Source organism: Variovorax sp. GW821-FHT10C12, from assembly GCF_059415405.1.
In genome coordinates this window covers 724,072-737,125 of the sequence record NZ_JBWKNE010000001.1, presented here as the reverse complement: position 1 = coordinate 737,125, position 13,054 = coordinate 724,072, and the positions used below count along the sequence as shown (strand labels likewise).

Below are 13,054 nucleotides of genomic sequence, written 5' to 3'. Positions count from 1 at the left end.
GCGCAGAATTTCGTTCGTGACGACGCCCCTCACGAACGCACACCCTTACGCCCTCACGCGCGCCCGGTTGCTCCGACTGGGCGCAGCCCTGTGCGCAGGTGCCGCGCTCCCCTCCTTCGCCCAGCAGCCACCCCGCAGGCCCGCGATGCAGATGACCACCCGCCCCATTCCCTCCACGAAGGAAGCCCTGCCGGTCGTCGGCTGCGGCACCTGGATCGGCTTCGACCAGCGCCCCGGCACCGACGAATACCAGCGCCTGCCCGGCGTGCTCGACGCGCTCTTCGCGGCCGGCGGCACGGTGATCGACAGCTCGCCGATGTACGGCCGCTCCGAGGCAACCACCGGCGAACTGCTGGCCGCAGCGAAGCCGGGCACGAAGCCCTTCCTCGCGACCAAGGTCTGGACCTCGGGCCGCGAGGCGGGCATCGCGCAGATGGAACAGTCGTTCACTCGGCTTCGCACGAAAGAGATCGACCTGATGCAGGTGCACAACCTCGTCGACTGGCGCACCCACCTCGCCACGCTGCGCGGCTGGAAAGAGAAAGGCCGCGTGCGCTACATCGGCATCACCCACTACACCGCCTCGGCCTACGACGAGGTCGAAGCGGTGCTGCGCGCCGAGAAGCTCGACTTTGTGCAGATCAACTACTCGCTCGATGCGCGCGATGCCGAACAGCGCCTGCTGCCGCTCGCGGCCGAGCGCGGCGTGGCGGTGATCGTCAACATGCCCTTCGGCGGTGGCGGCTTGCTGCGGCGCCTGCGCGACAAGCCGCTGCCGGCCTGGGCCGGCGAGATCGGCTGCACGAGCTGGGCGCAGGTGCTGCTGAAGTTCGTGCTGAGCCATCCGGCCGTGACCTGCACGATCCCGGGCACGGGCCGCGCGGAGCACATGACGGACAACGCCGCGGCCGGCGCCGGCACCTTCCCCGATGCCGCCTTCTGGCGCCGCGAGGCCTCTTCTATTCGAACTTGACGTTGTGCTCCCGCACGGTCGCGCCGAAGGCGTCGTACTGCGTGCGGAAGAACTCGGCGAACTTCGCGGGGCTCATGCCGTAGCCCTCGAAGCCCTGCTGCACCAGTTGCGCATGCACGTCGGGCCGCTTGAGCGTGTTCTGCAACTCCTGCGAGAGCCTGTCGGTGATCTCCTTCGGCAGCCCCGGCGGCCCGAAGAAGCCGGCCCACGGCGTGATGGTGAGCTTGCCCAGCCCCAGTTCGCCGCCCGTCGGCACATCGGGCAGCAAGCCGCTGCGTTGCGGCAGCAGCGTGACCAGCGCGCGGATGCGCCCTTCCTTCACGAAGCCCGGCGCCAACGTGCCGGTGGTGAACATCATCTGGATCTGCCCGCCCAGCAGGTCGGTCATGGCCTGCATGTCGCCCTTGTAGCGCGCGTTGACCACCTTGCGCTCGCCCAGCAACTGCAGCATCGCGAGCTCCGAGGCGCTGTTGCTCGAGGCCGAGTTGAGCGCCCCGGGCTTCGACGCCACGAGCGCCAGCAGCTCGTTCACGCTCTTCACCGGCAGGCTGGCCGGCACCACGAGGAACATCGAGAACTGCCCCGCCGAGCTGATCGGCGTGAAGGCCTTGAACGGGTCGTAGGGCGAGGTCGGCCGCAGCGTGGGCGCGGCGACCATCGCGGTGTTGGTGCCCATCAGCAGCGTGTAGCCGTCGGGCCTGGCCGACGAGGTGGCCTGCGCCGCGAGCACGCCGTCGGCGCCGGGGCGGTTCTCCACGATCACCTGCTGGCCGAGCTGTCGCGACAGCCCCTCCGCGATGATGCGCGTGAGCGAATCGGCACCGCCGCCCGCGGCGAAGCCGACGATCAGCTTCAGCGGCTTGTTCGGGTACGCGTCGGCGCTCCAGGCCGCCGCGCCGGGCAGTGCCGTGGCGGCGAGGGCCGCGAGAGTCAAGGTTCTGCGTCGCATGAAAACCTCCTTGTTCAGAAGAGGTGCCGCACGCCGAACTCCCAGCCCGACGAGCGCATCCCGCCCGCCGGCGCCACGCCGCCGCTCACCACGTAGCGCGCCTGCCCGCTGTTCATCAACCGCGCGTAGGTGCCGTACAGCGCGGTGCGCCGGGAGAGGTTGTGCACGTAGCCGATGCCGAACTGGCGCGCGTCGTCGCGGTTGCGCGGCATGCCGTTGGCGTTGCGCAGGCTCTCGTCGCTGCGGTCGTCCAGGTAGGCGTAGCTCACGCGGATGCGCCCGACCTCGAAGGCCGGGATGTGCGCGCCGATCTCGACGGTGTTCTTGCGCACCGTGCCGGCCGCGAGCTTCACCGTCACCTTGTTGTAGAGCGCGAAGAACTTCGCAAAACCCGCATCCCACGAGCCGCCGATGTTGGCGTGCGTGTAGTTGCCGATGGTGGAGGTGGCGTTGAAGTGCGAGCGCGTCACGGCCGCCGCGATGTCGAATGCGCCCGAGGCGAAACCGAAGCGCGCGCCGCCGAAGTTGCCGTCGTCGCGGTTCGGTGCGGTGGCGTTGTTCTCGCCGGTGCCGATCATCGCCATGCCGTAGAAGCCGCCCAGCTTGGCCGGCAGCCAGTAGCTCACGGTGTTGCTGCCGGTGATGGCCGTGGGCAGCGGCCCGGTGCCCGCGCCCGCGAAGGTGAGGTTGCCCGCGCGCGCCACGCCGTTGGCGTTGAAGGGGTCGAAGTAGATGCTGTTGTAGTGCGTGGGAATGAAGTCGTGGCCCAGCCGCACTTCGCCCAGCGAATCGTGCGACAGGCTCACGAAGGACATGCGGTCGAAGGTGATCGGTCCCGCCGGGCCCGCGCCGCTCGTCTGGTTGTTGGTGTTGCTCGGCCGGCCGGTGCCCAGGTCGGGGTTCAGGCTGCCTTCGAGCCAGAAGCCCGCGCGCAGGCCCCCGCCCAGGTCTTCGGTGCCGCGAAAGCCGATCCGGCTGGTCGAGAGACCGCCGTTCGACAGCGCCTTGATCGAGCCGCCGCCCTCGCCCTTCGTGTACTGGACGCCGAGGTCCATCACGCCGAACAGCGTGACGCTCGATTGCGCATGCGCCGCGCCGCTGCTGGCAAGGCCGATGGCCGACCACATCAAGATTCTCTTCATGGTTTTTTGTCTCCTGCTTCTTCTCTTTGGTTGAAAAACTCTGGAATCGCGCGCAGGGCTGCGCCACCGGGTGCGAACGGGGGTTCGCACCGGTTGACGAAGGCCGGGGAAAAAAGGTCTAGCTGGCGGGCTGCGGCCGCTCCGTGCGCACGAGCACGGCGCCCTTGGACAGCGGACTCACGTTGCGCCGGTACTGCTGCAGCCAGCCGGTGTCGAAGGCCGGCGGCGGTGCCTGCCAGTCGGCGCGGCGCGCGGCGAGTTCGGCGTCGGTCAATGCGATGTCGAGGCGGCGCGCGTCCAGATCGATGGTGATCACATCGCCATCGCGCACGAGGCCGAGCGGGCCGCCCAGTGCCGCCTCGGGCGACACCTCGGCCACCACGAGCCCCTTGCAGACCAGGCCCGAGAGATGTCCGTCGGTCAGCAGCGCGACCTGGTCGCCGAGCCCCGCGCCATCGACCGCGAAGACCACGCGCGATGCGCCACCGCCCATGGCCGGCCCGCCGCATGCGCCGGCGCCGCGCATCACGACCACCTGGCCGGGGACGATCTCGTGGTTCTTGATCGCGGCGATGGCGGCGTCCGAAGTCCAGAAGCACACGGCCGGCCCGGTGAAGCGCCGTACCTTGCGCTCGGCAATGCCGGTCTTGATGAGGCCCGACTCGGGCGCGAGGTTGCCGCGCAAGAGCACGATGGCCGGCAGCGGCGCGACCGGGCGGTCGATGGGGCGGATCACCTCGGCATCCATCACTTGGGCATTGCGCAGGTTGTCGGCGACCGTGCCGCCAGTCACCGTGAGCGCGCCCGTGTCGAGCAAGGGCGCGAGCTGCTTCATCAGCGCGCGGCAACCACCCGCCGCCTCGAAGGCTTCGATCGAATGCTCGCCGATGGGCCGCACACCGGCCAGCACCGGCGTCGTCGGGCCCAGGCTTTCGAAGAGGCCGTACACGTCGACGCCGCACTCGCCTTCGGTCGATATGGCCTGCAGATGCTTGGCCGTGTTGAGCGAGCCGCCAACCGACAGCACCGCGCGCACCGCGTTGGCAAAGGCGCCGGGCGAAAGGATGTCGCGCGGCTTCAGATCGTCCTGCACCATCTGCACGATGCGCGTGCCTGCCGCACGCACGTCGTCCATCATCTTCGGGCTCAGCGCGGCCACCGGCGCGCTGCCGGGCAAGGCCATGCCGAGCGCCTCGCACACGATGTGCATCGAGTTCGCCGTGCCCAGGCCCGAGCATACGCCCGGCCCGCGGATCGCCTCGCGGCTCATGCCCACGAGTTCTTCCACCGGCAGGTGGCCGGTGACCGCGTGCATCGCGCCGATGAACACCTCCTCGATGTCCATGTGCTTGCCGCGGTACTCGCCGCTGGGCTGGTAGCCGCAGGGCACGAGCAATGTCGGGATGTTGAGCCGCGCGGCCGCCATGAGCTGCCCCGGCACCGTCTTGTCGCACGAGGTGAGGCAGACCATGCCGTCGAGCTGCGCGCCTTCGACCGCGACTTCGATGTCGTTGGTCACGAGGTCGCGCGCGCCGAGCATGTAGGCGCCGCGTGCGCCCGCGCCGGTGATGAAGTCGCTGGGCGCGGCCGTGCGAATCTCGAACGGCACGCCGCCCGCCGCGCGGATCGCCGCCTTGATTTCCGCCGCCACCTTGTCGAGGTGGCTGAAGCAGGCGGCCAGTTCCGAGGAGCTGTTGACGATGGCGATCTTGGGCTTCTCGCAATCCTCCTCGGGAATGCCGAGCGCGCGCCAATGCGCATTGCGCACCGACCAGAGGTAGGAGCCGCGCGGGAAGTTGCTGCGCAGGGGGCGGGTCATGGGCGGTCTCCGGTCTTGTGGTTGTTCTTCTTGGTGATCTCGATCACGCCGCGGTCGGCGTCCACGCGCACCCAGTCGCCGGTCTCGATGCATGCGAGCGGGTCGCGCTCGAAGTCGGTCATCGAGGGCGAGTGCGTGACCACGGCGCCGAGCGCCATCTTGGTCGTCATCTCGTTGAACAGGAACGCCGCGGGCGCCGAGTTCATGAGCCGCGTCATGTGGAACATCGCCGACCAACCCGACGAGCCCTTGGCCCCCGGAAACACCAGCACCTTGCCCGCGAAGCTCTGGCCGCGCAGTTCGTGGCGCGTCTCGATGACGGTGCCGGTGCGCGGGTCGATGCCGCCCCAGCCCGAGATGCGGTCGCGCGTGACCAGCGCCTCGCCTTCGGCCACGCCGCCGACCACCTTGCGGCCGCGGATCACGATGGTTTGTTCGGTGATGACTGCGGCGCTCATGCGTAGGCTCCGTTCCAGCGACCGGTGCAAGCGGCATCGACGCATTCGGCCGTGCTGCCGAACCACGCCTGCACGCCGAGGATGGCGGGCAGGTAGTGCGCCTGCTTGGCGGAATCGAGCGCCACGGTCTTCGTGCCCTTGGGCACGGCGCGGCTCATGGCCGAGCAGCTGTCGGTCATGAGGATGCCGCCCGCGTCTTCGATGATCTTCGTGTAGCCGTTGCGGTCGGCCAGCGACTTGATGGCGCGCGGCGTGAAGATCCACAGCTCGCAATCGGGGTGGACCTTGCGCCCTTCGATGAGCTGCGCAGCCTCCCAGATCTGCTCGATGGTGTAGTGCGGGCAGCCGAGCATCACGTACTGGACTTCGCTGTCCTTGCCGGTGACGTTGATCTTTTCGTAAGTGGCGCGGCGCTCGGCCTCGCCGTAGCGCAGCACCTCGATGGGCGCCTTGCCGCCGAGCGCCTGCGCCAGCGTCAGCGCCTCGGGCGTGACGCCAGCGATGTGGTACATCTCCACGCCGCCCGAGGACGAGGCGGCCGCGCCGAAGTGCTTGAGCCGCGGCAGGTTCGGCACGCGGCCGATGCCGCGCCGGCTGTGCACCACCGGCACGCGCTCCTGCACGTGCTCGCCGATGTAGTAGCCGAGCAGGCCCCAGTCCTGCATCGACTCGACCTCGATGTCGAGCTCGATCACATGCGTCGCGCGGCGGTTCTCTTCGAGGTGGTAGCCCCAGTAGGGAATGCGGCCGGTGAGCATCGCCGCGCCCGTGCTCTCGCGGCCCTCGGTGTTGGTGCGCGCGCCGAGCACCGAGTTGCAATACACCACCGCCGACGATTCCATCCACGCGCAGTGCTCGCCGCGCGTCGGGATGTTGCCCACCTGGTAGGGCGTGCAGGTGTTCATGATCTGCGCGCCGAGGCCGGCCGCATGGCGTTCGCTGCGGTTGTAGAACTGCACGATCTCCTCGCTCACGCCCATGCGCTCGGGCTGGCCGGGGTCGAAGCCCAGTTGCAGGTGGCTCGTGAAGACCTTGAACTTGGGAATCTCGACGGTCTCCTGGCTGTCGAGGCTGAATTCGGAGAACACCGCGTCCATGCCGCCGCCCTTGGCGAGCGCGAAGTCGCGCTGGAAGGGCGTGGTCGAGGTGATGGTGGCGCAGACGTTGCGCGTCTCGACCAGTCGCTCGGCGCCGAGGGCTTCGCCGTAGCGCATCAGCAGGTCCATCGCCTTCTGCACGGCCGGTCCGTCGCGGCCGTCGTACATGGCTTTTTCTTCGTTGCTCAGGTGCATGACCTGTGTCTCCGTTCTTCTGTCGTCGTGGGGAATGGTCCCCGGCCGGGCGGCTAACCCGGCGAGGGTGAAGGCACATGCCCGCCGATGTCGCGCGCAATGGTGAGTGCGATGTCGTGCAGGCGCGGTGCGAGTTCGTTGCGCAATCTGTCTTCGGTGAACACGAAGGCGGCGCCGCCGCCGTTGAGCGCCATCACCTCGCCGTCGGGGCCGATGAGCGGCACCGACACCGAGTTGATCTCGCGGTGGAATTCGCCGAGCGAGAGGCAATAGCCCAGCCGCTTGGCTTCGCCGATGGCGCGCGTCATGGGCGCGGCGATGCCGTCCCACTCGGGGCCGCGCAGCAGGCGCATCGAATCGACCAGTTGGTTGCGCTGCACATCGGGCAGCGCCGAGAGGTACGCGCGGCCGAGCGCCGAGTTCGGCAGCGGCGCGCGCGAACCCACGTCCAGCCGCGCCGAGAGCATCGACGAGCGCGGGCGGCAGGCTTCGATCAGCACCATCTCCATGCCGTCGCGCACGGCGAGGTAGACCGAAGCACCGACCTCCTCCGCCATCGCCTGCATGCTGGGCCGCGCGGCGGCGCGCACATCGAGGCTGCCGAGGAACACGCGCGAGAGCGACACCACGCCCGGCCCGAGCATGAAGCGGTCGGGCGCCTGCGCGGGCTTGAGCATGCCCAGCGAGAGCAGCGTGGCGACCAGCCGGTTGACCGTGGGGCGCGGAATGCCGGTGATGCGCGCGACGTCGGCGTGGCCGAGCACCGGGCGGTCTTCGCTGAAGCAGCGCAGCACCGAGATGCCGCGCTCCAGCGCGCTCACGGTGTCGGAACGTTCGCCGCGCGAATCGGACGCATCGGCCGCGGAAAGAGAGCTGTCGTTTTTATCGGTGGACATGAAGGGACCCTTTGAACGCTTTGCAAGACTCTGCAATGTAGAGGCTCGCGAAAGGAGGTCGGCCGGGTTCATGGCAAAAAGGGGCCGGGTCAGGCGCTGGCTTCGGCCGCGACGGAGGCCGCGCCCTGCCCGCCTTCAGCCCCGGCCCGCAGGTACACGCCCTGCGCCAGCAGCGCGGACTGCAGCGCGCCGACATCGACGAAGCGCGGCGCGATGCCGCCCTGCGACGCCAGCGCCGCCGCCACGCCCGCCGCCTGCCCGGTGATCCAGCACTGCGGAATCTCGCGCATGAAGCCGTGCGAGTTGCGGTCGCACGAGATGTGGCGCCCGCAGGCCACGAGGCCGTCGAGCTGCTGCGGCACCAGCGCGCCATAGGGAATGGAGATGTTCGGGAATTTCGGCGACACCGCGGGCGTCACGCCGATCTCGTCCGCCAGCGCCACGCCGTCGGGCCACTGGCTGCGCAGCACCGCGCCCACGCCGGTGAGGCGCCGCGCATGGCGCACGCCGATCTGCGGCGCGCTCAGCATCAGGTAGGCGTCCTCGAAGCCGGGCGCGTGCGCCTTGAAGTAATCGAGGTGCGCGGCCATGGCGCGGTGCGAGCGCACTTCGACGGCCGTGAGGTCGTCCACGTCGAGCGCCGAGTAGCCCGACTGGCGCGGCCCCATGAAGAGCGCCACGTCGTTGCGCCACGAGACGAAGGGCCGCTCGAAGAGGCCGAGCTGCTCGCGCCCGCGCGCCATGAAGCCGGCAAACGCATCGGGCTGGCCGGCCTTGAAGTCGATCCAGCGGTTCATGTCCACGCCGCCGAAGAGCCACGAGGTGTTCATGCAGTGGTGCACGTCGGCTTCTTCGATGTCGTTCACGTAGGCGGCGCCGGCGCGGGCGAACAGGTCGCCGTCGCCGGTGGCGTCGACCACCACGTCGGCCATGATGGCCATGCGGCCTTCCTTGCTCTCGAAGACCACGCCCTTGACCGCGCCGTCCTGCACGATCGGGATGGCGGCCCACGAGTGGTAGATGAGCTTGACCTTGCGCTCCAGCACGATCTCCTGCGAGAGCAGCTTCAGGCGCTCGGGGTCGATGGTGGGCGACCAGGTGACGATGCCGTGGTAGGCGGCGGTGCGCTGCGACCAGTGCGCGGCCTTGGCCACGTCCTGCGAGCCCCAGTCCGCGCGCTGCGGGCCGGCGATGGCGTCGGCGGGCAGGCGGTCGAACAGCTCCTCGGCGAAGCCGCGGATCACCAGCTTGCCTTCCCAGTCGGTCATGCGGTCGATCCAGATCACGAGGCCGCCGGTCGACAGGCCGCCCAGGTGGTTGTAGCGCTCGAGCAGCGCCACGTCGGCGCCCGCACGGGCCGCGGCAGCGGCTGCGGCGGTGCCCGACGGGCCGCCGCCGACCACCAGCACGCCGCAGCGGTGATAGACCGGAATGTTCTTGCCGGGCTCGGCCCAGCTGCCGTGGTCAGGGCGCTTGACGCGGCTGTCGCGGTCGAAGATGTCGGAGGACAGGATGCGCTCGTCGGTGCGGACGACAGTTTTCATGGAGGGTTGTCTTGGATGGGCTGTTTCGTCGTATTTTGATTTCAATGTTCATTTTGTCAAACACAAAAGCCATGAAAAGGCGTTTATTCGGGGTATTCCCTAGTTAATATGGATTTTTATGATTTTCTAAATCAATATCAGGAGAACATTCCAACGGAGACATCGATGAAGAAACTCAACGGCACCCGCCGTGCGTTCGGCTCGGCCCTGAGTGCCGCGGCCCTGCTGGGCCTGGCGCCGCTCGCGTTCGCGCAGGACTTTCCGGCGCGCAACAAACCGATCCGCATCGTCGTGGGCTTCACCGCCGGCGGCGGCACCGACGCGCAGGCGCGCATCGTGGCGCAGAAGCTCGGCGAGGTGCTGGGCACCAGCGTGATCGTCGACAACAAGCCCGGCGCGAGCACCATGCTCGCGGCCAACGAGGTGTCGCGCGCCTTGCCCGACGGCTACACGCTGCTGTACGCGCCCTCTTCCACGATGGCGCAGAACCCGCACACCTTCGCGCAGGTGCCCTACGACCCGTTCAAGGACTTCACCGCCATCTCGATGGGCGGGCGCGGGCCGCTGGTGCTGTCGGTCAGCACCTCGGTGCCGGCCCACAACGTGAAGGAGCTGGTGGCCTACGTGAAGGCGAACCCCGGCAAGGTGAGCTACGCCTCGTTCGGCGCGGGCACCTCGTCGCACATCTACGGCGAGGCCTTCGTGAAGAAGACCGGCGTCGATGCGGTGCACATCCCCTACAAGGGCGGCTCGGATGCGGCGAAAGACCTGATCGGCGGGCGCGTGCAGTACATGTTCGACTCGGCCTCGTCGGCCATCATCACCTCGGCCACGGGCAAGGTGAAGGTGCTGGCCATCGCGGCGAATGCGCGCATCCCGGCGCTGCCCGACGTGCCGACCTTCGCCGAACAAGGCTACGCAGGGCTCGACCTGCCGAGCTGGCTCGGCTTCTACGGGCCGGCGCGCATGCCGGCGCCGGTGGTCGCCAAGCTCAACGCGGCGCTCACGCAGGTGCTCGCGATGCCGCAGGTGCGCGAGTTCTATCGCACGGGCGGCTACGAAGCCGGTGCGACGACGCCGGAAGAATTCGCCGGCATCACGCGCACGACCTACGAGCGCTGGGGCGCGATGGTGCAGCAGGTAGGCTTGGCCAAGCAATGAGCCCTTCTTCTTTCATCACCCGACGCAGCGCGGCCGCATGGCTTGCGCTGGGCGCGATCGCCTTGCCGCTGTCTTCATTCGCCGCCTCACCCGCGGACTTTCCGGTCAAGGGCCGCAGCATCCGCATCGTGCTCGGCCTGGCGGCCGGCGGCGCCTCCGACGCGCAGGCGCGCTTCGTCGCAAACAAGCTCGGCGAGGTGCTGCAGACACCGGTGATCGTGGAGAACCGACCGGGCGCGAGCTTCATCCTCGCGACCGAGGAGGTGATCCGCGCGGCGCCCGACGGCTACACCTTCATGTACGCGCCCTCTTCCGTGGTCGCGCAGAACCCGCAGACGCTGGCACAGGTGCGCTACGACCCGTTCAAGGACTTGACGCCGATCTCGCTCGGCGCGCGCGGCCCGTTGGTGCTGACGGTGCACGCGAGCGTGCCGGCGCGCAACGTGCAGGAGCTGGTGGCGTACATCAAGGCCAACCCGGGGAAGATGAGCTACGCCTCGTTCGGCACCGGCACCTCGTCGCACATCTACGGCGAGGCCTTCGCGCGGCAGGCCGGACTAGACGTGGTGCACGTGCCTTACAAGGGCGGCGCCGATGCGGCGAAGGATTTCCTCGCGGGCCGCGTGCAGTACTACTTCGACGCGGCGCCCAACGCCATCCAGAACACGGCCACCGGCAAGGTGCGCATGCTCGCGGTGGCGGCCCCCAAACGCAGCGCGATGCTGCCCGACGTGCCCACGATGAGCGAGCAAGGCGTGAGCGGCGTCGACATGGCGAGCTGGCTCGGCTTCTACGGCCCGGCGCGCATGCCGGCGCCGGTGGTCGCGAAGCTCAATGCCGCGCTGGCACAGGTGCTGGCGATGCCGGCCACGCGCGACTTCTTCCGCCAGGGTGCCTACGAAGCCGAATCGTCGACCCCGCAGCAACTGGCCGACCTGACGCGCACGACCTACGACCAGTGGGCCGAGACCATCCGCAAGCTCGGCCTCACGAAGCAGTAACGGGTCGCGGCGGCGAAGTTCAGCCGAAGAACTTCAGCAGCCGCGCATTGGTCTCGTCGGCGCGTTCGTACTGCACCCAGTGCCCCGCGCCGTCGATCACCACGCCTTCGCGGCCAGGACCTTCGCTGGCCAGTTTCGCCACCAGCGGGCGCGAATCGGCGGTGACGTCGAACTCGCCCCACAGCAGCAGCGTCGGCACGCCCAGCGCGTCGATCGCGGCCTGCAGGCCGCCCGAGAGGGACACCTCCTTGCTGCGAAAGCGCGTGCCGTGGCACGAGAGGTCGTGGATCTCGAAGGCCAGCGGGTCGATGGCGGCGGGCGCGTGCAGCATCAGCGCGCCCAGGTTGTGCATGAGCGCGGCGCGCTCGGTCTCGCGGTCGGGGGCGGCGCGCCAGTTGATCATCTCGACCGTCATGCGGCGCAAGGTGCCGTGGCCGCCGCTGCCCATCAGCGCCAGCCGGCGGATCGCGCCGCGCCGCACCGCGAAGCGCGCGGCGGTGAGCCCGCCGAACGAGAAACCGCCCAGGTCGATGGGCGTGCCGGCGCCGACGAGCGCATCGAGCGTGCCGCCGAGCGCGGCCAGCAGCGGCACCAGCGCGTCGTCGCCGGGCGCCACGCGCGGCAGCGCGTCGGAATCATGAAAGCCGGGCATGTCGGGCAGGAGCAGCGTGCGCTGCGCCGACAGCGCTTCGGCATTGCGCAGCCAGTGCATCCAGCTGCCGTGGCCGCCATGCAGCAGCACGATGGGCGGCTGCGTCGTGTCGGTGCCGAAGCGGCGCCAGCGCACGCGCACGCCGTCGTGCACCGGGTCGTGCGAGGTGGACAGGGCTTCGATGCGGGCGATCTGGCGCCGGGCTTCGGCGGATTCGTCGGGGGTGGGAAGAGCGGGCGTGGGCATGGCTTCATTCTGCCGCGCGGCCCGCGTGCCTTCAGGCCGCGCCGAAGCGGTAGCTCGACACCACGAGCCCGCCCATGAAGGCGTCCTCGTGGTAGACGCGCTCGCCGACGTCGCCCTCGGCCGCACCCACCGCGACCATCAGCGGAATCAGGTGCTCCTCGCGCGGGTGCGCCACGCGCGCCGACGGGGCCGAGGCCCAGTCCTGCAGGCGTTGCACGCGCGCTTGCGGCGTGGCCTGCACAGCCGTCTCGTCGAGCCAGTCGCCGAAGGTCTTGGACACGCCGTGCGCCTGCGGGCCGAAGTTGCGCAGGTTGTGATAGCTCAGGCCGCTGCCGACGATGAGCACGTTCTCGTCGCGCAGCGGTGCGATCGCGCGGCCCAGCGCCAGGTGTTCGGCCGGGTCGAGCCCACGCCGCAGCGACAGCTGCACCACCGGCACGTCGGCGTTCGGGTAGATCGCGGCCATCGGCGAGAACATGCCGTGGTCGTAGCCGCGCTCGGGGTCGATCTGCGCCGGCAGGCCGGCGGCGGCGATCAGCGATTGCACGCGCTGCGCGAGTTCGGGCGAGCCGGGCGATGCATAGCGCACCTCGTAGGTGTGGGCCGGAAAGCCGCCGTAGTCGTAGATCATGGGCGGGCGCGGGTTGCCCTGCACCGTGAACACGGGCGACTCCCAGTGCGCCGAAATCATGAGGATCGCGGCCGGCGTGCGGCCGATCTGGTGCGGCATGTCGGCCAGCGAAGCGGCGAGCTGGTCGTAGGTGGCGCCCATCTCCTTCTTCATCCAGGGCCAGGGGCCGCCGCCGTGCGAGATGAAGTACGTGGGCAGGCGGGAAAGCGGGGTGTTGTCGTGGGTCAAGTCGATGCTCCTTGAAGGCGTTGGATCGACTGTAGACATTTCCTTTCAGGAAATCGACAGGC

12 protein-coding genes are annotated in these 13,054 nt (G+C 69.2%); 3 read left to right on the top strand and 9 right to left on the bottom strand.

Annotated elements, in window-relative coordinates:
* Positions 1–145 precede the first annotated feature (145 nt).
* On the top strand, positions 146–973 hold the full coding sequence (locus tag AC07OH_RS03465; RefSeq protein WP_495299597.1) for an aldo/keto reductase: 828 nt from the start codon (positions 146–148) through the stop codon (positions 971–973).
* Here the strand turns inward: AC07OH_RS03465 and AC07OH_RS03460 are convergent.
* The 7 genes from AC07OH_RS03460 to AC07OH_RS03430 form a co-directional block, all read right to left on the bottom strand.
* Positions 960–1,922: a Bug family tripartite tricarboxylate transporter substrate binding protein gene (locus AC07OH_RS03460; RefSeq protein WP_495299596.1), complete on the bottom strand. Its 963-nt coding sequence runs from the start codon at positions 1,920–1,922 to the stop codon at positions 960–962. The two genes, AC07OH_RS03465 and AC07OH_RS03460, sit on opposite strands and share 14 nt — an antisense overlap.
* 14 nt (positions 1,923–1,936) lie before the next feature.
* A complete protein-coding gene (locus AC07OH_RS03455) occupies positions 1,937–3,064 on the bottom strand; it encodes a porin (protein ID WP_495299595.1) in 1,128 nt (375 codons plus the stop codon).
* 118 nt (positions 3,065–3,182) lie between these two features.
* Entirely contained in the window at positions 3,183–4,883 is a 1,701-nt protein-coding gene (gene ilvD / locus AC07OH_RS03450) for a dihydroxy-acid dehydratase (RefSeq protein ID WP_495299594.1), read from the bottom strand.
* Positions 4,880–5,341: an aconitase X swivel domain-containing protein gene (locus AC07OH_RS03445; protein WP_495299593.1), complete on the bottom strand. Its 462-nt coding sequence runs from the start codon at positions 5,339–5,341 to the stop codon at positions 4,880–4,882. The genes ilvD and AC07OH_RS03445 overlap by 4 nt, the downstream gene beginning before the upstream one ends.
* Complete coding sequence (locus tag AC07OH_RS03440) at positions 5,338–6,633, bottom strand: aconitase X (protein WP_495299592.1); 1,296 nt, start codon at positions 6,631–6,633, stop codon at positions 5,338–5,340. The genes AC07OH_RS03445 and AC07OH_RS03440 overlap by 4 nt, the downstream gene beginning before the upstream one ends.
* Before the next feature lie 53 nt (positions 6,634–6,686).
* Entirely contained in the window at positions 6,687–7,529 is an 843-nt protein-coding gene (locus AC07OH_RS03435; protein ID WP_495299591.1) for an IclR family transcriptional regulator, read from the bottom strand.
* An 89-nt stretch (positions 7,530–7,618) separates the two neighbouring features.
* Positions 7,619–9,073: an FAD-dependent oxidoreductase gene (locus tag AC07OH_RS03430; protein WP_495299590.1), complete on the bottom strand. Its 1,455-nt coding sequence runs from the start codon at positions 9,071–9,073 to the stop codon at positions 7,619–7,621.
* 165 nt (positions 9,074–9,238) lie between these two features.
* Between AC07OH_RS03430 and AC07OH_RS03425 the strand changes: the two genes are divergently transcribed.
* Both AC07OH_RS03425 and AC07OH_RS03420 read left to right on the top strand, forming a co-directional pair.
* Positions 9,239–10,234, top strand: coding sequence for a Bug family tripartite tricarboxylate transporter substrate binding protein (locus AC07OH_RS03425; RefSeq protein ID WP_495299589.1), 996 nt, complete (start codon positions 9,239–9,241; stop codon positions 10,232–10,234).
* Positions 10,231–11,235 (top strand): Bug family tripartite tricarboxylate transporter substrate binding protein, encoded by a 1,005-nt coding sequence (locus AC07OH_RS03420; RefSeq protein ID WP_354347678.1) that lies wholly within the window; start codon positions 10,231–10,233, stop codon positions 11,233–11,235. The genes AC07OH_RS03425 and AC07OH_RS03420 overlap by 4 nt, the downstream gene beginning before the upstream one ends.
* A 19-nt stretch (positions 11,236–11,254) precedes the next feature.
* On the opposite strand, the gene AC07OH_RS03415 is transcribed toward AC07OH_RS03420, so the two are convergent.
* Together AC07OH_RS03415 and AC07OH_RS03410 are read right to left on the bottom strand one after the other, a co-directional pair.
* On the bottom strand, positions 11,255–12,133 hold the full coding sequence (locus AC07OH_RS03415; protein WP_495299588.1) for an alpha/beta fold hydrolase: 879 nt from the start codon (positions 12,131–12,133) through the stop codon (positions 11,255–11,257).
* A gap of 31 nt (positions 12,134–12,164) precedes the next feature.
* A complete protein-coding gene (locus AC07OH_RS03410; protein ID WP_495299587.1) occupies positions 12,165–12,992 on the bottom strand; it encodes a DODA-type extradiol aromatic ring-opening family dioxygenase in 828 nt (275 codons plus the stop codon).
* Positions 12,993–13,054 lie beyond the last annotated feature (62 nt).

Coding starts and splice junctions, on each gene's coding strand:
- AC07OH_RS03430 (WP_495299590.1), bottom strand. CDS start 9,073: ATGAAAACTGTCGTCCGCACCGACGAGCGCATCCTGTCCTCCGACATC.
- AC07OH_RS03465 (WP_495299597.1), top strand. CDS start 146: ATGCAGATGACCACCCGCCCCATTCCCTCCACGAAGGAAGCCCTGCCG.
- AC07OH_RS03435 (WP_495299591.1), bottom strand. CDS start 7,529: ATGTCCACCGATAAAAACGACAGCTCTCTTTCCGCGGCCGATGCGTCC.
- AC07OH_RS03420 (WP_354347678.1), top strand. CDS start 10,231: ATGAGCCCTTCTTCTTTCATCACCCGACGCAGCGCGGCCGCATGGCTT.
- AC07OH_RS03425 (WP_495299589.1), top strand. CDS start 9,239: ATGAAGAAACTCAACGGCACCCGCCGTGCGTTCGGCTCGGCCCTGAGT.
- ilvD (WP_495299594.1), bottom strand. CDS start 4,883: ATGACCCGCCCCCTGCGCAGCAACTTCCCGCGCGGCTCCTACCTCTGG.
- AC07OH_RS03415 (WP_495299588.1), bottom strand. CDS start 12,133: ATGCCCACGCCCGCTCTTCCCACCCCCGACGAATCCGCCGAAGCCCGG.
- AC07OH_RS03460 (WP_495299596.1), bottom strand. CDS start 1,922: ATGCGACGCAGAACCTTGACTCTCGCGGCCCTCGCCGCCACGGCACTG.
- AC07OH_RS03455 (WP_495299595.1), bottom strand. CDS start 3,064: ATGAAGAGAATCTTGATGTGGTCGGCCATCGGCCTTGCCAGCAGCGGC.
- AC07OH_RS03445 (WP_495299593.1), bottom strand. CDS start 5,341: ATGAGCGCCGCAGTCATCACCGAACAAACCATCGTGATCCGCGGCCGC.
- AC07OH_RS03440 (WP_495299592.1), bottom strand. CDS start 6,633: ATGCACCTGAGCAACGAAGAAAAAGCCATGTACGACGGCCGCGACGGA.